The organism is Streptomyces sp. NPDC006372 (genome assembly GCF_040612515.1).
Taxonomy (GTDB): domain Bacteria; phylum Actinomycetota; class Actinomycetes; order Streptomycetales; family Streptomycetaceae; genus Streptomyces.
Map to the genome: position 1 here is coordinate 307,049 of NZ_JBEXQJ010000004.1, position 23,972 is coordinate 331,020.

The 23,972-nt window shown below is 69.2% G+C and carries 22 protein-coding genes, 1 tRNA gene and 2 pseudogenes; 11 read left to right on the plus strand and 14 right to left on the minus strand.

Features of this window, described 5'->3' with window-relative positions:
• Positions 1 to 99 precede the first annotated feature (99 nt).
• Positions 100 to 840, plus strand: coding sequence for an alpha/beta hydrolase (locus ABZ016_RS10940; protein WP_356916238.1), 741 nt, complete (start codon positions 100 to 102; stop codon positions 838 to 840).
• A gap of 370 nt (positions 841 to 1,210) precedes the next feature.
• On the opposite strand, the gene ABZ016_RS10945 is transcribed toward ABZ016_RS10940, so the two are convergent.
• From ABZ016_RS10945 to ABZ016_RS10955, 3 genes and pseudogenes are all read right to left on the minus strand, one after another.
• Positions 1,211 to 2,188, minus strand: coding sequence for a hypothetical protein (locus tag ABZ016_RS10945; RefSeq protein WP_356916239.1), 978 nt, complete (start codon positions 2,186 to 2,188; stop codon positions 1,211 to 1,213).
• 14 nt (positions 2,189 to 2,202) lie between these two features.
• Positions 2,203 to 3,567 carry a CHAT domain-containing protein gene (locus tag ABZ016_RS10950; RefSeq protein WP_356916240.1) on the minus strand — a complete coding sequence of 455 codons (1,365 nt, stop codon included), beginning with the start codon at positions 3,565 to 3,567 and terminating at the stop codon, positions 2,203 to 2,205.
• A gap of 483 nt (positions 3,568 to 4,050) precedes the next feature.
• Positions 4,051 to 5,220, minus strand: a pseudogene (locus tag ABZ016_RS10955) (MraY family glycosyltransferase); the annotation flags it as partial.
• 438 nt (positions 5,221 to 5,658) lie between these two features.
• On the opposite strand from ABZ016_RS10955, the pseudogene ABZ016_RS10960 reads away from it, so the two are divergent.
• Positions 5,659 to 5,844: pseudogene (locus ABZ016_RS10960) on the plus strand (hypothetical protein); the annotation flags it as partial.
• On the opposite strand, the gene ABZ016_RS10965 reads toward ABZ016_RS10960, so the two are convergent.
• The 6 genes from ABZ016_RS10965 to ABZ016_RS10990 form a co-directional block, all read right to left on the minus strand.
• Positions 5,805 to 6,314 (minus strand): hypothetical protein, encoded by a 510-nt coding sequence (locus tag ABZ016_RS10965; RefSeq protein ID WP_356916241.1) that lies wholly within the window; start codon positions 6,312 to 6,314, stop codon positions 5,805 to 5,807. The pseudogene ABZ016_RS10960 and the gene ABZ016_RS10965 sit on opposite strands and share 40 nt — an antisense overlap.
• Before the next feature lie 561 nt (positions 6,315 to 6,875).
• Positions 6,876 to 7,661, minus strand: coding sequence for a hypothetical protein (locus ABZ016_RS10970; RefSeq protein WP_356916242.1), 786 nt, complete (start codon positions 7,659 to 7,661; stop codon positions 6,876 to 6,878).
• A 119-nt stretch (positions 7,662 to 7,780) separates the two neighbouring features.
• Positions 7,781 to 8,461 carry a DUF488 family protein gene (locus ABZ016_RS10975; protein ID WP_356916243.1) on the minus strand — a complete coding sequence of 227 codons (681 nt, stop codon included), beginning with the start codon at positions 8,459 to 8,461 and terminating at the stop codon, positions 7,781 to 7,783.
• A gap of 243 nt (positions 8,462 to 8,704) precedes the next feature.
• Positions 8,705 to 8,778 (minus strand) — tRNA-Pro (locus ABZ016_RS10980).
• Positions 8,779 to 8,825: 47 nt separating this feature from the next.
• The gene (locus ABZ016_RS10985; RefSeq protein ID WP_356916244.1) at positions 8,826 to 9,596 is read right to left on the minus strand and encodes a Pr6Pr family membrane protein; all 771 of its coding nucleotides are present in this window, start codon (positions 9,594 to 9,596) and stop codon (positions 8,826 to 8,828) included.
• Positions 9,597 to 9,695: 99 nt separating this feature from the next.
• Entirely contained in the window at positions 9,696 to 10,622 is a 927-nt protein-coding gene (locus ABZ016_RS10990; RefSeq protein ID WP_356916245.1) for a metallophosphoesterase, read from the minus strand.
• A gap of 168 nt (positions 10,623 to 10,790) precedes the next feature.
• Here ABZ016_RS10990 and ABZ016_RS10995 point away from each other — a divergent pair, with 168 nt between their 5' ends.
• Positions 10,791 to 11,255 carry a GatB/YqeY domain-containing protein gene (locus ABZ016_RS10995; RefSeq protein ID WP_356916246.1) on the plus strand — a complete coding sequence of 155 codons (465 nt, stop codon included), beginning with the start codon at positions 10,791 to 10,793 and terminating at the stop codon, positions 11,253 to 11,255.
• Positions 11,256 to 11,333: 78 nt separating this feature from the next.
• Here ABZ016_RS10995 and ABZ016_RS11000 read toward each other — a convergent pair whose 3' ends face one another.
• On the minus strand, positions 11,334 to 13,628 hold the full coding sequence (locus ABZ016_RS11000) for a transglycosylase domain-containing protein (protein ID WP_356916247.1): 2,295 nt from the start codon (positions 13,626 to 13,628) through the stop codon (positions 11,334 to 11,336).
• Positions 13,629 to 14,036: 408 nt separating this feature from the next.
• Between ABZ016_RS11000 and wblA the strand changes: the two genes are divergently transcribed.
• On the plus strand, positions 14,037 to 14,375 hold the full coding sequence (wblA, locus tag ABZ016_RS11005) for a transcriptional regulator WblA (RefSeq protein ID WP_356916248.1): 339 nt from the start codon (positions 14,037 to 14,039) through the stop codon (positions 14,373 to 14,375).
• 87 nt (positions 14,376 to 14,462) lie between these two features.
• Here the strand turns inward: wblA and ABZ016_RS11010 are convergent, their stop codons facing one another.
• Together ABZ016_RS11010 and ABZ016_RS11015 are read right to left on the minus strand one after the other, a co-directional pair.
• Positions 14,463 to 15,866 (minus strand): ArsA family ATPase, encoded by a 1,404-nt coding sequence (locus tag ABZ016_RS11010; RefSeq protein ID WP_356916249.1) that lies wholly within the window; start codon positions 15,864 to 15,866, stop codon positions 14,463 to 14,465.
• A gap of 70 nt (positions 15,867 to 15,936) precedes the next feature.
• Positions 15,937 to 16,914, minus strand: coding sequence for an ArsA-related P-loop ATPase (locus ABZ016_RS11015; protein ID WP_356916250.1), 978 nt, complete (start codon positions 16,912 to 16,914; stop codon positions 15,937 to 15,939).
• 106 nt (positions 16,915 to 17,020) lie between these two features.
• Here ABZ016_RS11015 and ABZ016_RS11020 point away from each other — a divergent pair, with 106 nt between their 5' ends.
• The 4 genes from ABZ016_RS11020 to ABZ016_RS11035 all read left to right on the plus strand — a co-directional run bounded on the left by ABZ016_RS11020 (position 17,021) and on the right by ABZ016_RS11035 (position 19,440).
• Positions 17,021 to 17,179, plus strand: coding sequence for a DUF4177 domain-containing protein (locus ABZ016_RS11020; RefSeq protein ID WP_003991873.1), 159 nt, complete (start codon positions 17,021 to 17,023; stop codon positions 17,177 to 17,179).
• Positions 17,179 to 17,640: a RidA family protein gene (locus ABZ016_RS11025; protein WP_356916251.1), complete on the plus strand. Its 462-nt coding sequence runs from the start codon at positions 17,179 to 17,181 to the stop codon at positions 17,638 to 17,640. Before ABZ016_RS11020 ends, ABZ016_RS11025 begins: the two co-directional genes overlap by 1 nt.
• A 94-nt stretch (positions 17,641 to 17,734) precedes the next feature.
• Positions 17,735 to 18,613 (plus strand): NUDIX hydrolase, encoded by an 879-nt coding sequence (locus ABZ016_RS11030; RefSeq protein ID WP_356916252.1) that lies wholly within the window; start codon positions 17,735 to 17,737, stop codon positions 18,611 to 18,613.
• A complete protein-coding gene (locus ABZ016_RS11035) occupies positions 18,610 to 19,440 on the plus strand; it encodes an MBL fold metallo-hydrolase (RefSeq protein WP_356916253.1) in 831 nt (276 codons plus the stop codon). The genes ABZ016_RS11030 and ABZ016_RS11035 overlap by 4 nt, the downstream gene beginning before the upstream one ends.
• 75 nt (positions 19,441 to 19,515) lie before the next feature.
• On the opposite strand, the gene ABZ016_RS11040 is transcribed toward ABZ016_RS11035, so the two are convergent.
• A complete protein-coding gene (locus tag ABZ016_RS11040; protein ID WP_003991877.1) occupies positions 19,516 to 20,190 on the minus strand; it encodes a Crp/Fnr family transcriptional regulator in 675 nt (224 codons plus the stop codon).
• A 275-nt stretch (positions 20,191 to 20,465) separates the two neighbouring features.
• Here ABZ016_RS11040 and nth point away from each other — a divergent pair, with 275 nt between their 5' ends.
• The 3 genes from nth (at position 20,466) to ABZ016_RS11055 (ending at position 23,632) form a co-directional block, all read left to right on the plus strand.
• Positions 20,466 to 21,566, plus strand: coding sequence for an endonuclease III (gene nth / locus ABZ016_RS11045; RefSeq protein ID WP_356916254.1), 1,101 nt, complete (start codon positions 20,466 to 20,468; stop codon positions 21,564 to 21,566).
• 157 nt (positions 21,567 to 21,723) lie between these two features.
• Positions 21,724 to 22,419: a CoA pyrophosphatase gene (locus ABZ016_RS11050; RefSeq protein ID WP_356916255.1), complete on the plus strand. Its 696-nt coding sequence runs from the start codon at positions 21,724 to 21,726 to the stop codon at positions 22,417 to 22,419.
• 13 nt (positions 22,420 to 22,432) lie between these two features.
• Complete coding sequence (locus tag ABZ016_RS11055) at positions 22,433 to 23,632, plus strand: MarP family serine protease (protein WP_356916256.1); 1,200 nt, start codon at positions 22,433 to 22,435, stop codon at positions 23,630 to 23,632.
• Positions 23,633 to 23,682: 50 nt separating this feature from the next.
• Here ABZ016_RS11055 and ABZ016_RS11060 read toward each other — a convergent pair whose 3' ends face one another.
• Complete coding sequence (locus tag ABZ016_RS11060; protein ID WP_078506886.1) at positions 23,683 to 23,865, minus strand: hypothetical protein; 183 nt, start codon at positions 23,863 to 23,865, stop codon at positions 23,683 to 23,685.
• Between the last annotated feature and the right edge of the window lie 107 nt (positions 23,866 to 23,972).

Here is a 23,972-nt window from a genome sequence, read left to right on the forward strand (position 1 = left end):
GAACGCAGAATCGACATGGGTGCTCCCCTCCGGGGTCACGGTCGGGCGATAGGTCGTCGTCCGGGAGCGCCGTTCAGCAGCGCTCCGAAAGGTACGACCATGCAATTCACTTCTGAGCAGCGCCTCGACGCCGGCGTGCTCGAGCGCGCATTCACCCTCGATGACATCCCCGGCATCCTGTGGACGCCCGCATCCGCGTCCGCATCCGCACCGGTCCCGCTGATCCTGCTCGGCCACCCCACGCTCGGACTGCACAAGATGTACCCCCGGCTGATGGCCCGGGCCAGGCACGCCGCGGCGGACGGCTTCGCCGCGGCCACCATCGAGCTCCCCGGGAGCGGCGACCGGCCCCGCTGGCCCGCCGCCGAGCAGGCACGCGACGACCTGCGCCGGGCTGTGCAAGCCGGCGAGCCGGTCAGCGACGAGATCATCGACGCCCTCATCCTCCCGCTCGTCGACAAGGCGGTCCCGGAATGGCAGGCCGCCCTTGACGCCCTTCTCTCCCTGCCCGAGATCGGCGGCCCGGTCGGGTACTCGGGGGGAGTGATCTCCATCGGGGTCCGGCTGGCGGTGGTCGAGCCGCGCATCGTGGCCGCCGGCCTCTTCGCCGGGAGTTTCGTGCCTCGCGCCATGTTCGAGGAGGCCCGCCGGGTCACCATTCCGCTGCACGTCCTGCTGCAGTGGGACGACGAAGGCAACGACCGGCAGGCGGCCCTGGACCTGTTCGACGCCTTCGGCTCCAAGGAGAAGACGCTGCACGCCAACATGGGCGGGCACACCGGCGTCCCGCAGTTCGCAGGGGAGGACGCGGCCAGGTTCTTCGCCCGGCATCTGCGCTAGCCGCGAACCGGCCCTACCGTGAGGCACGGGCCTGAGACGCGCGTGTCAGGCGTCATCCCTCGGTCGAGATGATCTCCTCGGGCCGCTGCCTGGTAGCGAGGGTCAGTGGCGAGATGGATTACGTGACCGACCCGGTGCTTCGCCCGCGGTTAGTGAAGTCCACTTCGCCCCAAGGATTTCGCCTGTGCCACGTGCGGCGTGCTGGTAGTAGTCGAGCACACAGACGCTGTCGGCGTGGAACCCTCCTGTATCCGTGGCCGATGTCTACGTCGGTTTGGAGGGTGACGTGGTATTCGAGTTGGTTGAGCTTGTAATGACGGCTCTACCCGTAAGTTGGCGTGAACCCGGTGAACCGTTTCGGATCACTGTGCTAGCGGGAGTGGTCAGCGAGGCTGAGCAGCAGATGAGCCGACTCCGGCCGCAGATGGTCAGAGTGAGCGCCCGCCGGGTTGAGCTTGCGGCCCCGTATGAAGTAGTCGCTGGCGTCGAGGTTGACGAAGCGATGCTCCAGAGTCTGGCGAGGATAGCGTCGGTGCGCAGGGAGGAGTCGGGCGTTGAAGAGGGGGGCTGGGGCAACGCCGATGCCGGAGTGACCGATGCCGGGGCTGCGTTCGGCGCGAAGGTGCCAAAAGCCGGTGGCTCGGTCGTGGCGTGAGTGCGTGGCGACGACAGGACCGCGAAGCGGGGCGTTGGCGAGGGAGGGGAACAGTGTGGTGAACGCGTCGCGTGGGGCGGCCATCTGGAAGAGCAACATGCTGTCAGCGGTAAACGGCCGTCCCGGCACGGCGGGGAGCCCCCAGCCGAGTGTGTCAGCGTTGTTGAGCGTGGCATCCCCCGCCCATTGCACGGCCTCGCATAGGAAACGGCATCCGAATGAGTGTCCGATCAGATGGAGGTATTGCCCGTCCCGGTTGGCCAGTACGGCTGCACTACCCGGGTCGGGGCGCTCTGTGTCCAGGTAGCCGAGTAAGCGCCCGATGATGTGAGCAGCATGCCCCTCGGTGCCCATGGCGTGGGCCCGGTTTCGGATCCTGCGGTAGCCGCCGGGCGTGACCAGGCTGGATGACGGCCAGCGGACCACCACGGTCCAAGGGGCGAATGCCCTGGTGGACTCGCCCAGCCGATGGTAGAGGCCACTCGCGGCATGAAGCTGGCGTTCGGCGAGGTCGAGCAGCCGGGCAGCGGCTCGGCGGGCGGACTCCGGCGAGGTCTGCCAGCCGTGCACGTACACAACAATGTCCGTCGCCCAGATTGGCGGGGCGAGGAACTCGGCGAAGTAACTGGGAAGCCGGTGTTCGGCGACAGGGCGCCCGGTCTCCGCGTCGAGCAGCCAGCCGGTGTCGTCCAAGTCAAAAGTCGTAATCACCTGAGACCCGCCTGTACCCGCTCCATGCGGGCGTCCATGCCGCAGTGCAGTGCATAGGCGCAGCCCAACGGGTTGCGATACCTGGCGGCGAATTGGCGTGCCAGATCATGCGAGATCCTTCCGGCAGTGTCCTTGCCGCGTAGGAAGCGGGTGATGAATTCGAGGGCATACTCCGCAGCAAACGCCTGTGGCATCTCGATCTGCGGTCCCAGCACCCCTTGGGCCCCGTACTCGATCAGTCTCCGGCCGAGGAACGCCCGGTCCCCGTCTCCGGCGGGGACACCCCCGTAGCAGGTGTTGAGCATGACGAAGGGGCGAAAGGGGGTCGGGATTTCTCTGTACGGGGCACGCAACTCGTGCACGGTATGTCCGTCGAAGAGCTGGCCGTCGCTGAGCTTGATAGCCAGACGGGGAGGTTCGGACATGTTCGACACGAACTCCGCGTGGCACCAGAAGTACATCAGTTGCTCGTCTAGGTCTTGCTGCTCCAAGGCCCTGACGAGGTCGTCGTACGTCGTCCGCTCGGCGTAGCGCGTCCCCTCGGCGAGGACAGCCGCAACCTCCCGGGCTCGGGTCTTGACGCCTACTTGGGGGTCGTGGTTCAGGCTCACAGCCGCTTGTGCTTCTCGGTTCCACCACCTGAGAAACCGTGAGCCTTCGCTCTTCCGCCACTGCGCGAACCAAGAGCGGCTGTTGGCGGCCCTCCTGAGCGGCCGGTAGGCGAACGAGGGGTAGGCGTCGCCCGTGTGCTCGATCTGATGGCGGTGGCCGAGGAAACGGGCGAACAGGCCGTCGAGGGACTGCGAGTCCTCCGGCTCCAGGCAGAGCATGGGCCAGGGTAGGTGCAGCACGTCAGAGTCGAACCGTATGCGGAGACCCTCGTTGCGAGATAGGACGTCGCTCAGGTAGGTGCGGAACCACACAGTGGGCCGGTCGTCCCCGCCTAGAAGGTCGTTGAAGAGGAGAGACGCCCCGCTGCGGGTGAGTTCGGTGAGCACCTTCCGCAAGTCTTCCTCTGGCTCGCCGCTCAGATCGGCGGACGAGGCGTATGGCCGTTGCCGCCCGATCAACGCCCGCCCCTGGCCGTCGACGGGCTGGTGGTCGACCAGAACCTCCTTCCACCGTCCGCGCAGCCGGGCGGCCGCGGCCCGAATTCCGTGGGGACTGGCTGCCAGGTCGGCTCGATGCTCCCCGATGCGCAGGGCTTGCAGGGCAGGGCCGGACATTCGAGCGCGGATCCGGTCGCCCCGGATCAGGTCGAGGGAAACCCGCAGGTCAGGTTCAGAGGTCTCCAGGTGGGGGAGTCGACGGAACCCGTCACTGGGGTTCTGGACAATGCGGACAGGGAGCTGCGTCGGCACGGATCAGGGCCTCCGGTACGCGGTTTCAGTCCGCCGGGGAGCGGTGCCGGGAGCCCGCAGGGGAGCAGCGCCAGCAGTGCGGTGGTCGGATGTCGTCTCTGTGATGTTCAGCTCCGTCTCGACCTGCTGCAAAGCGGTGCCGCTGGCGTGGTCGTACAACGTGAAGCGGATCACGTGGTTGCCCGGACGGTGCGGCGTGAAGGTGAATTCGGTGACGCCGGGGTGGGTGTGGCGTGCAGCAGCCGGCAACACGTCGCCAGGTGTTCGGGGGATCGCAACGATGTCCAGGGTGACGGGGGAACGTGGGGCAGCCCAGGGATGGGCCGAGCCGGGAGCGAGCGAGAGACTGATGCGGGTGGCATCGTCAGCGAGTTCGAGCCGAACGTCGACCTGGGTGGGGTCGAATGTGGTTGCTTGGTTGGCTTCAGAGCCTAAGGCCGCCTTACCTCGCAGTCCCTGCCCATGGGTTTGGACCGAGGTCGTGCGGCGGCGCCGGTAGCGCGGTGGCATGAATGCCTCGGCCCAGCGCGGGACGCGCGGGGTGAAGCGGGGCATCAGGAGCAGGATCAGTCCGATCGCACTGAGGACCACGATGCCGAGCGCGATCCACTTGGACCCAGATTTGACGGAGTAGGCGAGCGTGCCGAAGGCGATCAGCGCGTACCAGAAGTACATGATCAGCACCGCGCCGCTGTGCGAGTGGCCGATCTCTAGGAGGCGGTGGTGCAGATGGCCGCGGTCGGCGGCGAACGGCGACTGTCCGCGCCAGGTGCGGCGGACGATCGCCAGTACCAGGTCGGCGGCTGGGATCGTGATGATCGTCAGGGGCAGCAGGAGCGGGATGTAGACCGGCACCGTCTGGTGCACGGCCGCCTTCTCGGAGCCGGCGAACAGCTTCAACGCGTCCGGGTCGACCTGACCGGTGATGGAGATGGCGCCGACGGCGAGGACCAGGCCGATCAGCATCGAGCCTGAGTCGCCCATGAAGATGCGCGCCGGGTGCATGTTGTGCGGCAGGAAGCCGAGGCACACGCCCATCAGGATCGCCGCGAATAGGGTGGCCGGGGCGGCGGCCTCGATGCCGTACGACACCCAGACCCGGTAGGCGTAAAGGAAGAACGCGGCGGACGCGATGCACACCATGCCGGCTGCGAGTCCGTCGAGTCCGTCGACGAAGGTGACCGCGTTGATGGTGATGACGATCAGCGCCACCGTCAGCAGGGTGCCCTGCCACTGGGTCAGCGTAACGATGCCGACGCCCGGAATCGGCAGCCATTGGATCGTCAGACCCTGTACGACCATGACGCCGGCGGCGATCGCCTGCCCGCCGAGCTTGATCAGGGTGCCGATCTCGAACTTGTCGTCCAGGACGCCGATCAGCCAGATGAGCGCCGCTCCGGAGAACAGCGCCCGTGGTTCGTTGGACTTCTCGAAGACTGCGCTGAGGATGGTGAGGTGGTCGGCGACCAGCAGGCCCGCGCACAGGCCGAAGAACATCGCGATTCCGCCAAGCCGCGGAGCGGGTTCCCGGTGCACGTCGCGTGCCCGGATCGCCGGCAGCGCACCGGCCTTGATCGCGAACTTCCGTACCGGCCCTGTCGACAGGTAGGTGACAGCCGCCGCCACACATAGGCTCAGCAGGTACTCACCCACACTTGCCTCTCAGTCGATTCAGGCTGAAACGTGGCCCGATGTGTTGCCTCTCGCAAGAGGAATCGCGCCGTGTTTCTGTCAGTCGACGCACGGCCTCGGCTTGCACGCCCAGCACCGTACTGGCCACTCCGGTCCGTTTCTTCCCAGTTCAGACGTCGAGCTCTTCGAACAGTGTGACGCATCGCTGCAGCTCGTGATCATGGTTCGGCAGCGCTCGCTGCGTGTCGCCGACAGTCGACACAACGCCCCCTGGGGACGGGCGACATACCCAATGCGCCTGATAGCAGGCGCCGAACGGGCGCGCCCCAGACACTGCGTGGGACCCAGGACCTTGAAGTTTGACCATCGACATCACTCACCCCCGTCAACTGGCTCAGTGTCCCAGAGCTCCCCGGCAATCTGCCAGAAGCCGCCGCAGGTCAGCATGACGTCCAACGTTTGCGAGAACGCCTCATACTCGGCCTGACCCAGCAGTGGGAGGCAGCACTCGACGCCCGCCTGGCCCTGTGCGCGACGTCACCGGTGCGCGTTCTCAACGACCTCCTGCGCGCACGCGCGGTCAGGGAACGCACGGGTCCCTTCGATCAGGCGCCGAGACTCTTCCGCTGTACCCGCAGGGAATAGGTCGTTCCTTCCGGGCCGCTACTACTGCCCCAGCCGACGCTGGTGGCGACGTTCCAACCTTGCTGCTCCAGCATCTGCTTGGCGAAGGCGTCCAAGTTTCGGATCTCGCACCCGCACTTCATTGTGAGGCAGATGCTGATGTACGGGCTGCGAGGGTTGGTATTTTTGAAGGCTGTCTCCTCGGTCCACGCCACATCATGGACGTGCTCGCTGAGACCGGTGCGATCCTGATCGTGCTTGATCCCATGTGCCTTGGCGTACTCGTCGAGGTCGTCGATCAGGAAGAGGTCGCTCGACCACTGGCCAGGCCATACGGCGAACAGCCGGGACCTGCCCGCAACGGCCCGTTCATATGCAGCCCGTGAGTCCCCGTGAGTGACTCTGCCGTCCTCATGGACTTCGATGTAGCAGGTCGTCCCTGCCGTATAGGGAAAGTCTCTCCCTGCGGCGGCTGCGCTTCTCGGCTCCACTTGGCCCCCCCCGGCACTGATCGCCATCCTGCGGCGGACGCACCCGGTGGCAACCACAATTCCCGGGCCGCGTACGCGTCGACGTAAGCCACAACATTAGCCACAGGCTCGTTCAAGATCTGGGCTTCACCGCACGATGCGCAGGACCGGCCACTGTTTGGGCTGGCATCCGCTGAACAGGCGGCGCGGAAGCTTGCCTGCGGGTCAGGTGACCTGGATGCCCTCAGGTGAGAGCCGGTGTGCGAGGCGCTGGCCAGCGTCACTGATCGAGGTCGACCAGGACGCACCGGCAACTGGCATCCGAAGTCGTCCGCGAGTGCCTGCACTAGGGCGGCACCGACGCCCCGTGGCGGTAGACGTGCGCCCCCCAGATCAGGATGATGCGCGGGCGCAGGGTGTCGTCCTTGTCGCCGCGCGAGGACCCGTCGATCGGGTCCCAGCGGCGGTCTGGCTGACGTCGTGGGCGGCCAGGTAGCCGATAACCTACCCGTTCGCCTGCCTTTACGAAGATCGGCCATTGGACGTCATGCAGGCTGTCGCGAAAGTAGTGAGGACACATCGTCAGTCGCCGAACAAGCTGTCCTGGACGTACTCGACGACACTCGCCTTCGGGTAGAAGAGGCCCAGCAGCATGAAGGTCCTGGGGTGAGCCGCGATGTTGCCGACGAAGAAGTGGACGGCACGGTCCGGGGTGAAGATGCGGTCGTGCCAGGTACGCCGGAGCTTTTCCTGTACAGCGCCCTCGCCGTACTTGCGCCGGAACTTGCGGTACGACGCACCGGCCTCCCAGTCTTTCAGCGCCATGTCATGCCTGGGGCAGCCAGCGTCCGCACAGCGGAACCGGTAACGGAATTCCAGCGGTACCCACTCAAGCGGGGCCAAGTCCTGCTCCAAAAGGTCCAGTTGCCCGGCCAGTGCTGCCTTGGACTCGGACCAGCGCTCGGCTGCCGTCAGGCGGAAGCTGACATCGGTGGGCCGGAAAACGCCAAGCGAGGTTCCGTACTCCTGTTGATCCCTCTTGATGGCACACAAGGACGGTGCGATGAGAGGCTCGACGTACTTGTACCGCTCCCGCCAGTCGCCACCCGCCGCAACCTCGCCCACGATCCCGAGCGTGTCGAGGTCTGGCCGCAGGCTCTCGGGCCGTGAGTCCCGCCGGCCGTGCGGCTCGACGTCGACCTCGATGATCGAGTACTTGGAGAACTGGGCGTCCTCGGTGAGGAGCCGGAAAGGCACCGGGAAGAGCCGCACGTGCTGAGGTGTCCCCTGATCCAGGCGTATGCCTGCCACACAGCTGGTCTCGCGGTACTTGTTGGAAAGCTCGGGATATGTCTTGACCGTGATCATGATCCGTGCGCGCTGCCGATTCCCCGATCCCATGGGTGCCCCCTCCAGCGATCTCCCGATCCGATTGGAGGAGAGGCATGCGCCATCGGCAAGAGCGCGTGCAGGAGCGAGGGATGAAGTCAGGCCAGGGGAATTACAGGTACGGCGGCCCGTTTGCGGACCGTCTCCAGGACGACTTGCCGGTGGCAGCGGCTTTCGTCCTTCTCGAAGCACAGCACCGCGACCCTGGACTGCCGAGCGTGCTGGGCGAGGCGATCGAGGTCGGACTGGGCCTCCTGGGACCGCAGCACGCCACGGAACCGGGCCCTGCCTACAGCGTGTCGGCCGTCCCAGAACGGTGCTCGGTTGTCCTTGGGATTGCCCAGGCCACGCAGGTGTGTGTACTCGATGCCGGCCTCGGCAAGCGCCTGCCCGAGGCGGGTCTTGCTGAAGCCCTTCTTGCGGCTGATCGGCGTGAGCCGTACGTCCGCCACGACATCGATACGGCTGTCGAGGAGCGAGGCGACGAAGGAGTCGATGTCCCGGCCTTCGTACCCAGCGGACCAGAGGCCGGGAGTGACCTTGGTCTCCCGGAAGAGCTCGTCGAGGGAGATCTCAAGTGCCTCGGCGACCGCGCCGACGGTGAAGAAACCTGGCTGGATTGCTCCCTCGCTCTCCAGACGGGCCAGCGTTCCTGCGGCGATGCCGGCTTCTTTGGCGAGCCGCTCCCGCGTCCACCCACGGGTCTCCCGCAGCGCACGGACCCGCTGGGCGAGCGCTCGGGTGTGGTCGTGGGGACGCGCTGAGTGATGGCTTGCCATGTGTCGTGATCCTAAGGGCGGTTGAGGCGGGCGGGCATGGTGTTCCCGGCCGACTGCGGGGCTGGATTCGCGAACGCGCAGGTCCGAGTGCCCTCAGCCGTCGTACTTCAGACGGCCTCATCAGTCACCACCTGGGAGAAGCCGACCGAGATCTTCTCCCAGATTTCTCCCAAACGATCTCCAGAAACCCGTCAGGGGCCTGATCCACTTGGTGGATCAGGCCCCTGACCTGGTGTTTCTCTGTCGGGGTGGCGGGATTTGAACCCACGACCTCTTCGTCCCGAACGAAGCGCGCTGCCAAGCTGCGCTACACCCCGATGTCGCTGCTGTCGCGGCGACGTCGTTTACTTTAGCCCACCTGTGGCTAGAGACGAAATCCGGTTTTCCCGCGGTGGCGGACGGGGTTCGGGCGGGCGTGGTCGAGGGCCACGAGGATGATCGCCAGGGCGTAGAAGGAGAGGCCCAGGAGGAGGGCGTTGCCGAGGACCTTCTTGTAGCCGTCCTGGTCGACGTCCAGGAAGGGGTAGAGGTAGCGGCCGTGGGTGCCCGGGAGGAGCAGCTCGCCCCGGATGAGGGAGAAGGCCAGGTAGGCCATGGGGTAGAGGAGCCACGTGCTGGCCTGGCGCAGGTGCATCCGGCCGGGGGGCGTGAGCAGGAGCCACTCCAGTGCGGCGGCGATCGGCGTGACCGTGACGAGCGTGTTCTGGGCGACTGCCTGCCAGCCCGTCGGGTTCGCCGCCTCGCCCGTGAGGGCGAAGGGGCTCGCGTGGTTCGCCAGGAGAAGGTGGTGCACCAGGGCCCCGATGGCGACGTAGAGCAGGGTCGCGCCCAGCAGGGCTCCCGGGAGGGGGCGGCCGGCCGTCCAGGCGCGGCGGGCCGACAGGAGCATGACCAGGGCCAGCAGGATGTTGCTCTGGACCGCGAAGTAGCCCAGCGTTCGGGACCAGTCGCCCACGAGCAGTGCGAGGGTCACGCCCAGTGCCGCCGTCACGGCGATCAGCAGGCGGATGGCCGCGGCCGCCGGGCGGCGGACCGGGGTGACGACGGCCGTGGCGGGGACGGGGGAGGGCTTCAGTGCGGGCTTGCCCGGGATCGCGGGGAGATCCGGTATGTCCCTGGGTATCGGGGCGGTCATGCCCCCACGCTGACAGAAACGGACATAGGGGGCGATACGGGCGGGGCTGTGTGGGTTACCCCGCCCACATCGCCTGTATCGCCCGCACCGTCGGCCCGGCTACTCCCGTCCCACCAACGTCAGCAACGTCGCCTCCGGCGGGCACGCGAACCGTACCGGGGTGTAGCGGCTGGTCCCGCAGCCCGCCGACACGTGCAGGAAGGACGTACGGCCCTCCGCCGTGTGCGTCGACAGGCCCTTCACCCGGTCCGTGTCCAGGTCGCAGTTGGTGACCAGGGCGCCGTAGAAGGGGATGCACAGCTGGCCGCCGTGGGTGTGGCCGGCCAGGACCAGGGGGTAGGCGTCGGCCGTGAAGGCGTCCAGGGCGCGCAGGTACGGGGCGTGGACGACGCCCATCGAGAAGTCCGCCGAGTCCGACGGGCCGCCGGCCACCCGCTCGTAGCGGTCCCGCTTGATGTGCGGGTCGTCCACGCCCGTGAGCTCCAGCGAGAGGCCCTCGATCTTGAGCGTGCCGCGCGTGTTGGTCAGGTTGAGCCAGCCCGCCGCGTCGAAGCCGTCGCGGATGTCCTCCCACGGGTTGTGCACCGCGCCGACGACCGGCGGGTTGCCGTTCAGGCCGTGGCGGCCCTGGACCTTCTCGAGGAGGTAGCGGCCCGGGTTGCGGAGCGTGGGGCCGTAGTAGTCGTTGGAGCCGAAGACGTACGCGCCGGGGAACTCCATCAGCGGGCCGAGCGCGTCCAGGACCTCCGGGACGCCCTCCGGGTCGGAGAGGTTGTCGCCCGTGTTGATCACGAAGTCGGGGCGCAGTCCGGCCAGCGAGCGGAGCCAGCGCTGCTTCTTGCGCTGGCCGCTGACCATGTGGATGTCCGAGACCTGGAGCACACGCAGGGGGCGCATTCCCGGGGGCAGGACCGGGACGGTGACCCGGCGGAGGCGGAAGGAGCGGGCCTCGAAGCCCGCCGCGTACAACAGACCGGCGGCGCCAGCCGCCGCGATTCCCAGGGGGACTCCGTATCGCGCGCGCATACGTCCATCGTGTCAGACCCCGGCCGTTGCCCGGGCCCGGGCGGTGCTCCAAACCAGCGCGAAGCCCGCGCGAAGCCAGCGCGAAGCCCCCTGCCGGTGCCGGTGCTTACCGCGATGCCCCGTAAATCAAGGGGCGTCTTTCCTTCCGCACCTGCGACAATCAACCTCATGACCACGCTCAAGTCGAAGCTGCACGACGACCTCAACGCCGCGATCAAGGAGCGCGACGAGCTCCGCTCCTCGACGCTCCGGCTGACGCTCGCCGCGATCACCAAGGAGGAGGTCGCGGGCAAGGAGAAGCGCGAGCTCTCCGACGACGAGGTGCAGAAGGTGATCACCCGGGAGGCGAAGAAGCGGCGCGAGGCGGCCGAGGCCTTCGCGCAGGGTGGCCGTGCCGAGCAGGCCGAGCGGGAGAAGGCGGAGGGCGAGGTGCTCGCCGGATACCTGCCCAAGCAGCTGTCGGACGAGGAGCTCCAGCAGATCGTGGCCCAGGCCGTCGAGGAGGCCAAGGCCGCCGGTGCGGAGGGGCCGCGGGCCATGGGCGCCGTCATGAAGATCGTGAACCCGAAGGTGGCCGGTCAGGCCGAGGGCGGCCGCGTCGCCGCCGCGGTGAAGAAGCTGCTCGCCGGCTGACCCCGTCAGCCAAAGGGGCGGCCCCCTCTCACCCGTGAGGGAAGAGGGGGCCGCCCCTGTGTCCGGTCGCGCGTCGGCTCAGCCGAAGCGCCCGCCGTTGCCGTTCCCGCCGCCGTTGTCCTGTCCGCGGAAGAAGCCCTCCGGGAAGGAGAAGGTAGGCGCCGGGTTGGGCTCGCCGCCTCCGCCGCCGTTGTTGTTGCCGCCGACCAGGCCGCCGATGAAGCCGTCGTCGTTGCCTCGGCCGCCGTTGCCCCCGTTGCCGCGGTCCTCGTCGTCCCGGTTCCCGCGGTCCCGGTTGATGCCGTCGGGGATGTGGACGGTGTTGAACTGCTCGACGGGCTTGCCCTCCAGCGCCCCGGACATCATGTCGCGCCAGATCGGACCGGGCACCTCACCACCGAAGACCTTGCCGTACGACCGGCCGCCGATGGTGATCCCGGACATCTTCCGCTTGTGCGCCGGGTCGCCGACCCACACCGCGCCGGCCATGTTCGGCGTGTAGCCCACGAACCAGGCCGCGTAGCGCTCGTCCGTCGTACCGGTCTTGCCCGCGCTGGGGCGGCCGCCGAGGCCCGCCTTCGAACCCGTGCCGTCCTCGACGACGCCCTTCAGCAGCGCGTTGATGGTGTCGGCCGTCTTCTCCGACATCGCGCGCGAGCAGGTCGACTTCGGCACCTCCAGGGACTTCTTCTCGTCGCCGACGCGCTGGCTCACCGACTCGATGGCGATCGGCGTGCAGTACATGCCGCGCGAGGCGAAGGTGGCGTACGCGTTCGCCATGGTCAGCGGGGACATCTCCTGGGTGCCCAGGGCGATGGACGGAGCCTGGTCCATCTTGCGGCCATCGGCCCGCTCGACGCCCATCTTCTTCGCCATCGTCGTCACCGGGCAGATGCCGATGTCGCTGATCATCTGCACGTAGTAGGTGTTGACCGACTTGGCGGTCGCTTCCTTCATGTCGTACGGGCCGACCTCCGACCGGTTCTCGTTCTCGAGCTTGGCCGGGTTGCCGGGGTCGTTCAGCCACCTCTTGCCGCCGCAGGCGGAGACCGGGCTCGGGTACGCCATCTGGTACGGCGAGGAGTAGACCTTGTTCGCCGGCATGCCGTCCTCGAGGGCCGCGGCGGCCACGATCGGCTTGAACGTCGAACCGGGCTGGTAGCCCATGCCGCCGCCCATCGAGCCATTGACGGAGAGGTTGATCTGCGTCTCGTTCTTGCCGAAGCCGTACGGACGCGACTGGCCCATGGCGAGGATCTTGCCGGTGCCGGGCTGGAGGATGGAAGCGGCGGTCGCCACCTCGTCGCTCTTGTAGACGTGGTCCTTGATGGACCGCTGTGCCGACTCCTGGGCCTGCGGGTCCATGGTGGTGCGGATGGTGAGGCCGCCCTGGTTCCAGACCTTCGCCCGTTCCTCCTTGGTCTTGCCGAAGACCGGGTCGGTCAGGAAGACCTCGCGCACGTAGTCGCAGAAGAAGCCCGCGCCCTTGACGGCCGTGATGCAGCCGTTCTTGGGCTTGCTGACCTTCAGGCCCAGCGGCGCCTTCATCGCCTCCGTGGCCTGCGCCCGGGAGATGTCGCCGACGGCGGCCATGCGCTGGAGCACGGTGTTGCGGCGCTTGGTGGCCTCGGCCTCGTCGTTGACCGGGTCGTACCGGCTGGGCGACTGGACGATGCCGGCGAGGAGGGCGGACTCCTGGATGTCGAGGTCCTTGGCGGACTTGGAGAAGTAGCGCTGGGCGGCGGCCTCGACACCGTAGGCCTGCTGGCCGAAGAACGTGATGTTCAGGTAGTTCTCGAGGATCTTCTTCTTGCCCAGCTCCTCCTCGACCTGGATCGCGTACTTGAGCTCGCGGATCTTGCGGCCGATGGTCTGCTGGGTGGCCTGCGCGACCTTCGTCGGGTCGTCGCCCGCCTCCTCGACGAAGACGTTCTTCACGTACTGCTGCGTCAGGGTCGAGGCGCCCTGGGAGACCTCACCGCTGCGCGCGTTCTTGTCGAGGGCGCGCAGGACGCCCTTCAGGTCGACCGCGCCGTGCTGGTAGAAGCGCGAGTCCTCGATCGCGACGATCGCCTTCTGCATGTACGGCGAGACGTCCTTGAGGGGGACCACCGTGCGGTCGCGCGAGTACACCGTGGCGATCTGGCCGCCGTCGGCGTCGAGGATCGAGGTGCGCTGGCTGAGCGGCGGGGTCTTCATGTTCACCGGGAGCTCGTCGAAGCTCTCGACCGATCCCTTCGCCGCCAGCCCCAGCGCACCCACCGCGGGCAGCGCGATGCCGGCCAGCACGGCCCCCGCCAGAACACTGACACCGAGGAACTTGGCGGCCTGCTGCGTGGGTGACAGACCACCGCCCGAGCGCTTCTTTGGCATGAGGGCAGCCTACGTTCTCATTCGCCGGACAGGCGTATAGGCATTGGCCTAAGCTGCTCTCAACTGTCACAGCAGTGAGGCCACGTATCAATACGTCCGGCGAACCCGAATCGTTCTGGGTGTTCCCCAACTTTTTTGTTGGGGTCGTGTCCGAATCCGCCTTGTGTGTCATACGGCGTCCGTTGTGACGCAGCTGAACTGTCCCGGTTTGCCGGGAAGGTTACGTATGCCGCCAGCTCACTCCCCCGGGTGATCTGCCGCTTACCCATAGTCCGTTCGGGCCATTCAAGATTGGGCCCGCTGGGGGTGTTGCGCTGTGCCCACCTTCCGTAACGTCCTCAACTGGCAGCGGTGAATATGCCGCTGCCGCCGTGGGGGAGCCTCGATTCGGGAGAGGACGGCGCCGGTATGGGCTGGGTAACCGACTGGAGTGCGCAGGCGGCCTGCCGCACTACCGATCCGGATGAACTGTTCGTTCAAGGAGCAGCGCAGAACAGGGCCAAGGCGGTGTGCACCGGCTGCCCGGTGCGGACCGAGTGCCTGGCCGACGCGCTGGACAACCGCGTCGAGTTCGGCGTGTGGGGAGGCATGACGGAGCGGGAGCGCCGCGCACTGCTGCGCAGGCGGCCCACTGTGACCTCCTGGCGCCGGCTGCTGGAGACCGCGCGCTCGGAGTACGAGCGCGGCTCGGGAGTCCTGCCGCTCGACGACGACGCGGTGTACGAGAGCTACGCGGCGGTGAGCTGAGGGGTTCCCTCCGGAGGCTGCGCGGTTCTGATGAGCCGCACAGTTCTGACAGGCCTTCGGGGGTTCTTCGCCATCGCCGGGCTGCCCTCAGGCACTCGCCTCGGGCAGGTCGGGGTCCTCGGCGGGGTCGGGCAGCTCGCGCTCGTCCGCAGCGAGGCGGTCGCCGATGTCGCGCAGTCCCGTGAGGTCGTGCACGTCGCCGGGCAGTGCGGCCACCTCCGTCACGGCCACCTCGGGGTGGAGCGCGGTGAAGCGGTCACGCGTGCGCTGCTCACGGGAGAGCAGCTGCATCCGTTCGGCGTGCAGCCTCAGCAGACCTGCCGTCAGCTGGTCGACGGACCGCTCGGCGTCCTCGGCGTCCGCGGCGTCCTCGGTGGGGGAGCCACCCTCAGGGGCCGGAGCCTCAGCACGGTCGGGAGCTGGTGTTTCCGACGTGGAAGAGTCTGAACTGTCGTACGTGTCGGGAGAGTTACGAAGTCCAGCTTTCCCGTCCTCCTGATCCACAATGCGGGCGTCCTCAAGATTTTCCGCGGCGGCGAGCGCCCGCTCGGCCGACAGACCGTCGGCACCGCTGCCATGGACCCGGTTGAGGACGAGACCGGCGAGCGGCATGTCCTCCGCGGCCAGCCGCTCCACGAAGTACGCGGCCTCGCGCAGCGCGTCCCGCTCCGGGGCCGCGACCACGAGGAACGCCGTACCGGGTGCCTGGAGCAGCTTGTACGTGGCGTCCGCGCGGGTGCGGAAACCGCCGAAGGTCGTGTCCATCGCGGACACGAACGTCTGGACGTCCTTGAGGAGCTGGCCGCCGAGCAGCTTGCCGAGGGTGCCGGTCATCATCGACATCCCGACGTTCAGGAACTTCATCCCGGCCCGGCCGCCCAGCTTCGCCGGTGCCGTCAGCAGCCGGATCAGCCGGCCGTCCAGGAACGACCCGAGCCGCTTGGGCGCGTCCAGGAAGTCCAGCGCCGAGCGGGACGGAGGGGTGTCGACGACGATCAGGTCCCACTCGTCCCGGGCCCGCAGCTGCCCGAGCTTCTCCATCGCCATGTACTCCTGCGTGCCCGCGAAGCCCGCCGAGAGCGACTGGTAGAAGGGGTTGCCCAGGATGGCGGCCGCCCGCTCGCCGTCCGCGTGCGCCTCGACGATCTCGTCGAAGGTGCGCTTCATGTCGAGCATCATCGCGTGCAGCTCGCCGCCCGCGGAGTCGTCGATGCCCTTCACCCGGCGCGGGGTGTTGTCGAGCGAGTCGATGCCCATGGACTGGGCGAGCCGGCGGGCCGGGTCGATGGTGAGGACGACGACCTTGCGGCCCCGCTCGGCCGCGCGCAGCCCCAGCGCGGCGGCGGTCGTGGTCTTGCCGACGCCGCCCGAGCCGCAGCAGACCACGATCCGGGTCTCCGGGTCCGCCAGCAGCGGATCGACGTCGAGCACACGCGCGGGGGCCAGAGGGCGGGCCGGGTCGTGTGTGTGGGCCGGGTCCGGACGACTCATGACATCCCCTGCTTCCGACTCATGACGGGCCTTGCCTGTGTGCTCCGCCGGGGTCCGAGGCACGCCCGGCTCACGACACGCCCTGCTCGCGCAGTTCGCGGGCCAGTGCGTACAGCCCCGCCAGATCCATGCCTTCGGCGAACAGCGGCAGTTCGTGCAGCGGCAGCCCCAGCTCGGCGAGGACCGCACGCTGGTCGTGCTCCAGCGTGTACCGCTCGGCGTACTCCTCGGCCTGGGTGAGCAGCGGGTCCACCAGCCGCTCGGCGTGCCCGCCGCGCCGCGCCCCGCCGAGGCCGGCGGACGACAGGGACCGCGCGACAGTGGAACGCGGGGCCGACCGCAGGAGTTCCAGGTCGGTCGCGTCCAACACCTCCGGCCGGGTCATGTTCACGATGATCCGGCCCACCGGCAGCCGGGCCGAACGCAGCTCGGCGATGCCGTCCACGGTCTCCTGGACGGGCATCTCCTCCAGCAGCGTCACCAGGTGCACGGCCGTCTCCGGCGACTTCAGCACCCGCATCACGGCCTGCGCCTGATTGTGTATCGGGCCGATCTTGGCGAGGCCGGCGACCTCGTCGTTGACGTTGAGGAACCGCGTGATGCGCCCGGTGGGCGGGGCGTCCATGACGACGTAGTCGTACGCGAACCGCCCGCTGCGATCCTTGCGGCGCACCGCCTCGCACGCCTTGCCGGTGAGGAGTACGTCCCTCAGGCCGGGCGCGATGGTGGTGGCGAAGTCGATCGCGCCGAGCTTCTTCAGGGCCCGTCCGGCACTCCCCAGTTTGTAGAACATCTGGAGGTAGTCCAGAAGGGCCAGTTCGGGATCGATGGCGAGGGCGTACACCTCCCCGCCCCCGGGAGCGACGGCGATCTTCCGCTCCTCATAAGGCAGCGCCTCTGTCTCGAAGAGCTGCGCGATGCCCTGGCGACCCTCGACCTCGACGAGAAGCGTCCGCTTCCCCTCCGTGGCCAGGGCCAGCGCTAGGGCAGCGGCCACCGTGGTTTTGCCGGTACCGCCCTTGCCGCTGACGACCTGGAGCCTGCTCACGTATTCGAGCCTAACCAGTCCGCGCCCGGGCTACGCGGGAGGCTGTGGACAACCGGGTCACGGTCGGCTGCGTGACCCTCCCCGGGCAGGGGCTAAAGTCGGCCGCATGACCAAGTGGGAATACGCAACCGTGCCGCTGCTCGTCCACGCCACGAAGCAGATTCTGGACACCTGGGGCGAGGACGGCTGGGAGCTCGTCCAGGTCGTGCCCGGCCCGAACAACCCGGAGCAGCTCGTCGCCTACCTGAAGCGGGAGAAGCAGTGATGGGTGCCGTCGAGGCGAAGCTGGCCGAGCTGGGCCTGACCCTGCCCGACGTGGTGCCGCCGCTCGCGGCGTACCAGCCGGCCGTGCAGTCCGGACCGTACGTCTACACCGCCGGGCAGCTCCCGATGGTGGAGGGCAAGCTTCCGCTCACCGGCAAGGTCGGCGCGGAGGTCACCCCGGAGGAGGCCAAGGAGCTGGCGCGTACCTGCGCGCTGAACGCCCTGGCCGCCGTCAAGTCCGTCGCCGGTGACCTGGACCGCGTCGCGCGCGTGGTGAAGGTCGTGGGTTTCGTGGCCTCGGCCTCGGACTTCACGGGCCAGCCCGCGGTGCTGAACGGCGCGAGCGAACTGCTCGGCGAGGTCCTCGGCGACAAGGGCGTGCACGCGCGCAGCGCGGTGGGTGTGGCGGTGCTGCCGCTGGACGCGCCGGTGGAGGTCGAGATCCAGGTGGAGCTCGCGTAGGCCCCCTTTTCGAGGGCTCTGGCGGGCTCTAGCTGCGGAATCCTTTCCCGGGGGCCACTCGAACATCCGCCCGTCACCAGATAGCCTCGCGCCCATGGCGAACGGTCAGTGGTACCCCGCGGAGTGGCCGGACCGCATCCGCGCACTCGCGGCCGGCACCCTCACCCCGGTCACCCCGAAACGCGCGGCCACCGTCATGCTCCTGAAGGACACCGGCGCGGGCCCCGCCGTCCACATGCTGCGCAGACGCGCCTCCATGGCCTTCGCCGGAGGCGCGTACGCGTATCCGGGCGGCGGCGTCGACCCCCGGGACGACGACCACCAGGTCCGCTGGGCGGGTCCCACGCGCGCGTGGTGGGCCGAGCGGCTCGGCGTCGACGAGACGCAGGCCCAGGCGATCGTCTGCGCGGCCGTCCGGGAGACGTACGAGGAGGCGGGCGTGCTGCTCGCCGGTCCCACGCCCGACTCGGTCGTCGGCGACACCACCGGCGACGGCTGGGAGGCCGACCGTGCCGCCCTGGTCGCCAGGGACCTGTCCTTCGCGGAGTTCCTGGACCGCCGCGGCCTGGTCCTGCGCTCCGACCTGCTCGGCGCCTGGACCCGCTGGATCACTCCGGAGTTCGAGTCCCGCCGCTACGACACCTGGTTCTTCGTCGCCGCCCTGCCGGACGGGCAGCGCACCCGCAACGCCTCCACGGAGGCCGACCGCACGGTGTGGATCGCCCCGGGCGAGGCGGCGTCCGGCTACGACAAGGGCGAGCTGCTGATGATGCCGCCGACGATCGCGACCCTGCGCCAGCTGACGGCGTACGACAGCGCCGCCCGGGTGCTCGCGGCCGCCCCGGGGCGTGACCTCACGCCTGTGCTGGCCACCGCCCGCCTGGTGGACGGCGAGATCGTGCTGTCCTGGCCGGGGCACGACGAGTTCACCAAGCACGTCCCGACCCTCCCGACCGGTGGAGCCACCGCATGACGGACGCAGCAGCCCTTCCCGGACAGCCTCGCGGCGGGGTCCTCTCGGGCCCTGCCACCGCACGGGCCGTCAACGTCCTCGCTCCCAACCCGTCCGCGATGACCCTGGACGGCACCAACACCTGGCTCCTGTCCGAGCCGGACTCGGACCTGGCGGTGGTGGTCGACCCGGGACCGCTGGACGACGGTCACCTGCGCCATGTCGTCGCCACGGCCGAGCAGGCCGGCAAGCGGGTCGCCCTGACCCTGCTGACCCATGGCCACCCGGACCACGCGGAGGGCGCCGCCCGCTTCGCCGAACTGACCGGCACGCGCGTGCGTGCCCTCGATCCGGCGCTGCGGCTGGGCGACGAGGGCCTGGCCGCGGGGGACGTCATCACCACCGGTGGCCTCGAACTGAGGGTCGTCCCGACCCCCGGCCACACCGCGGACTCGCTCTCCTTCCACCTCCCGGCGGACCGGGCGGTGCTGACCGGCGACACGATCCTCGGCCGCGGCACGACGGTCGTGGCCCACCCCGACGGCCGTCTCGGCGACTACCTGGACACCCTGCGGCGCCTGCGCTCCCTCACGGTCGACGACGGCGTCCACACGGTGCTCCCGGGCCACGGTCCGGTCCTGGAGGACGCCCAGGGCGCCGTCGAGTACTACCTCGCCCACCGCGCCAACCGCCTCGCCCAGGTGGAAACGGCCGTCGAGGACGGCTACCGCACCCCCGCCGACGTCGTCTCCCACGTCTACGCCGACGTGGACCGCTCCTTGTGGCCGGCGGCGGAGCTCTCGGTCCGGGCGCAGCTGGACTACTTGGAGGAGCACGGCCTCATCTGACCGTGCCGGGTACGACGTCGGGCCCCGTCCCAGGTGGGGACGGGGCCCGATGACGTACGGCCGGGGGCGTGCGCGTCAGCGCGAGCGCTTGGCGAGGCGTTCGACGTCCAGGAGGATCACCGCGCGGGCCTCCAGGCGCAGCCAGCCGCGCTGGGCGAAGTCCGCCAGGGCCTTGTTGACCGTCTCGCGGGACGCGCCGACCAGCTGGGCCAGCTCCTCCTGCGTGAGGTCGTGAACGACGTGGATGCCCTCCTCGGACTGCACGCCGAACCGGCGGGACAGGTCCAGCAGGGCGCGGGCGACCCGGCCCGGGACGTCCGAGAAGACGAGGTCCGACATCGCGTCGTTGGTCTTGCGCAGCCGGCGGGCGACGGCACGCAGCAGCGCCGTGGCCACCTCGGGGCGTACGTTCAGCCAGGGCTGGAGGTCGCCGTGGCCGAGGCCCAGCAGCTTGACCTCGGTCAGTGCGGTGGCCGTCGCGGTGCGCGGGCCCGGGTCGAACAGCGACAGCTCGCCGATGAGCTCGCCGGGGCCCACCACGGCCAGCATGTTCTCGCGGCCGTCGGGGGACGTGCGGTGGAGCTTGACCTTGCCCTCGGTGACCACGTACAGGCGGTCGCCGGGGTCGCCCTCATGGAACAGGGCGTCACCTCGCGCGAGGGTCACCTCACTCATGGAGGCGCGGAGCTCCGCGGCCTGCTCGTCGTCGAGCGCCGCGAAGAGCGGATTGCGCCGCAGAACGTCGTCCACGAGTTCTCTCCTTGTCGACCTGCTCAGGGGAGCTTGATCCCCCGCGTACCAAGGCACCGAGGTGCCCATTTTTCCGGACGGTCCAAACAGTGTGATCTGTCACAAGGATGCCGCACACATGTCCCGGGGTACGCGGCAGGGGTCCAATTGGGCGCCGATCTTCGGGGGCCGGGCCGGATGCCGGTGCCGGGGCTTAGGCTGGCCGGGTGTCCAAATCGCCGGTGAGAGCACAGGCCGAGGGGGCTGCGCGGGTGGTTGTACGTCGCGATTCCGCTGTGGGCGAACAGAGCCCCGATGGCGGTAGGAAAACGGCGAAAGCGACAGAGGAGGCGGCGCCTACGGGTTCGGGGAAGAAGGCCGCGTCCGCTGCGAAGAAGGCGCCCGCGAAGAAGGCGCCCGCCAAGAAGGCGGCGGCTTCCAAACGGGCGGGGGCCGCTGCCAAGAAGGCGGCGTCCTCGAAGCGGGTGGCGTCCGCTGCCCAGGAGGCGTCGGCGCCCGTGAGGAAGGCCCCCGCCGCGAAGAAGGTCACCGTCGCGACCAAGAAGGCCACGGCCCGGGTCAAGGCCACCGGGCCCGCCAAGACCGTCGTCCACCCGCCGGGCGACGAGTCGCGCACCGCCCTGGTCCGCCGTGCCCGCCGCATCAACCGCGAGCTCGCCGAGGTCTACCCGTACGCCCACCCCGAGCTGGACTTCACCAACCCCTTCCAGCTGGTGGTCGCCACCGTGCTGTCCGCCCAGACCACCGACCTGCGCGTCAACCAGACGACACCCGCCCTCTTCGCCACCTACCCGACCCCGGAGGACCTGGCCGCGGCCAACCCGGAGGAGGTGGAGGAGATCCTCCGCCCGTGCGGCTTCTTCCGGGCCAAGACGAAATCGGTCATAGGGCTGTCCAAGGCCCTGGTGGAGGACTTCGGCGGCGAGGTGCCCGGCCGGCTGGAGGACCTGGTCAAGCTGCCCGGCGTCGGCCGCAAGACCGCCTTCGTCGTGCTCGGCAACGCCTTCGGCCGCCCCGGCATCACCGTGGACACGCACTTCCAGCGCCTGGTGCGCCGCTGGCAGTGGACCGGTGAGACGGACCCCGACAAGATCGAGGCCGCCATCGGCGCGCTCTTCCCGAAGAGCGACTGGACGGACCTCTCGCACCACGTGATCTGGCACGGCCGCCGTATCTGCCACGCCCGCAAGCCCGCCTGCGGCGCCTGCCCCGTCGCGCCCCTCTGCCCGGCGTACGGCGAGGGCGAGACCGACCCGGAGAAGGCGAAGAAGCTGCTCAAGTACGAGAAGGGCGGCTTCCCCGGCCAGCGCCTGAACCCCCCGCAGGCGTACCTGGACGCGGGCGGCAGGCCGGCGCCGCCGCTGGGGGCCGGATGACGGGGCCGGGCACCGGGACGGGGCGCCCGCGCAGGCGGCCGGGCCTCGTGAGCCATCCGCACGGCGGGACGGTCCGCCCGAACGGTGGGTTTCAGGGGTCCGCGGAACGATCCCGGGCGCGCGGGACGTTGGACGCGGCAGGACGACGGGGGTGGCGATGACGCGTGCGAGCAACACACGGGGCGGCCCGGTGACGGTCACCAAGGAGGGGCTGCCCGCCTGGCTGGACCCGGTCGTGCACGCGGTCGAGACGGTGCGGCCGACGCAGTTGAGCCGCTTCCTGCCGCCCAAGGACGGCGCGGGGCGCCAGTCCGCCGTGCTGATCCTGTTCGGGGAGGGCGAGCGCGGGCCGGAGCTGCTGCTCATGGAGCGCGCGAGCTCGCTGCGGTCCCACGCCGGCCAGCCCTCGTTCCCCGGCGGCGCCCTCGACCCGGAGGACGGCGACCCGCGGGGCGACGGCCCGCTGCGCGCCGCCCTGCGCGAGGCCGAGGAGGAGACCGGGCTCGACCCCTCCGGTGTCCAGCTCTTCGGCGTGCTGCCCAGGCTGTACATCCCGGTCAGCGGCTTCGTCGTCACCCCGGTCCTCGGCTGGTGGCGGGAGCCCACCCCCGTCGGGGTCGTCGATCCCAACGAGACCGCGCGGGTCTTCACCGTCCCCGTGGTGGATCTCACTGATCCCGCGAACCGCGCCACCACCGTCCACCCCAGCGGCCACCGAGGTCCGGCATTTCTGGTCGAATCAGCCCTTGTCTGGGGTTTCACGGCCGGAATCATCGACCGGCTGCTGCATTACGCGGGCTGGGAGCGGCCCTGGGACCGCGAGAAGCAGGTCCCGCTCGACTGGCGCGCATGACAGGGTGGCCTCCGTGAACGTGCTGGACATCTTGTTGCTGGTCGCCGCCGTGTGGTTCGCGGTCGTCGGGTACCGCCAGGGCTTCGTCGTCGGCATCCTGTCGGTGATCGGCTTCCTCGGCGGTGGCCTCGTCGCGGTCTACGTGCTGCCCGTCATCTGGGACGCGCTCACGGACAACGCGGAGGTGAACACGACAGCGGCCGTCGTCGCGGTGGTCGTCGTCATCGTCTGCGCCTCCGTCGGCCAGGCCCTCACCACCCACCTCGGCAACAAGCTCCGCCGGTACATCACTTGGTCCCCGGCCCGGGCCCTCGACGCCACGGGCGGCGCCCTGGTCAACGTCGTGGCGATGCTCCTGGTCGCCTGGCTGATCGGCTCCGCCCTCGCGGGCACCACCCTGCCGACGCTCGGCAAGGAGGTCCGCAACTCCAAGGTGCTGCTCGGCGTCTCCCAGGCGCTGCCCGACCAAGCCGCCACCTGGTTCGCGGACTTCTCCTCCGTCCTCGCGCAGAACGGCTTCCCGCAGGTCTTCAGCCCGTTCTCGAACGAGCCGATCACCGACGTCCAGCCCCCGGACCCGGCCCTGGCGAACAGCCCGGTGGCGGACCGTGCCCAGCGCTCCATCGTCAAGGTCATGGGCACGGCCCCGAGCTGCGGCAAGGTCCTGGAGGGCACCGGCTTCGTCTTCTCCGACCGCCGGGTGATGACCAACGCGCACGTGGTGGGCGGTGTCGACGAACCGACCGTGCAGATAGGCGGCGAGGGCAGGAAGTACGACGCCAAGGTCGTGCTCTACGACTGGCGGCGCGACATCGCCGTACTCGACGTGCCGGACATCAAGGCGCCCGTGCTGCGGTTCACCAAGGAGGACGCGAGCAGCGGGGACGACGCGATCGTCGCGGGCTTCCCGGAGAACGGGGCGTACGACGTGCGCGCCGCACGCGTGCGTGGCCGCATCGCGGCCAACGGCCCGGACATCTACCACCGCGGCACGGTCCGCCGCGACGTCTACTCCCTCTTCGCCAACGTCCGCCAGGGCAACTCCGGCGGCCCGCTGCTCACGCCCGACGGCAAGGTCTACGGCGTGGTGTTCGCCAAGTCCCTCGACGACGCCCAGACGGGCTACGCGCTCACCGCGGACGAGATCCAGAACGACATCACCAAGGGGCGCACCGCCAACCAGCAGGTGGACAGCGACAGCTGCGCCCTCTAGGAGAGGTCCTGGAGAAGGAGGGCAGGGGCGTCACTCACACGAGTGGCGCCTCAGTCGCGTGTGTGGCGCAGACGTACGGAGACCCAGCGGGCCCGGCGGCGGAGGATACGCGGAATCCCCACCCTGGGATCCGCGGTCACCATCTGCGGTGCGCCGCTTCGCTGGTGGGGGTTCGCACCGCCCGCCGAGCGGCGATTGCGGCTTGCGTCACTGTAGTCGTGCGTCCAGCCCATACCCCGACGTGTGCCCCCGCCCCATGGTCGATAACCGCTCGCGGCGCGGCCAATTGGCCTATGCGCCAGGCAATTGGCCATGCGTCGGACAAGCGTTCACTGGCGGA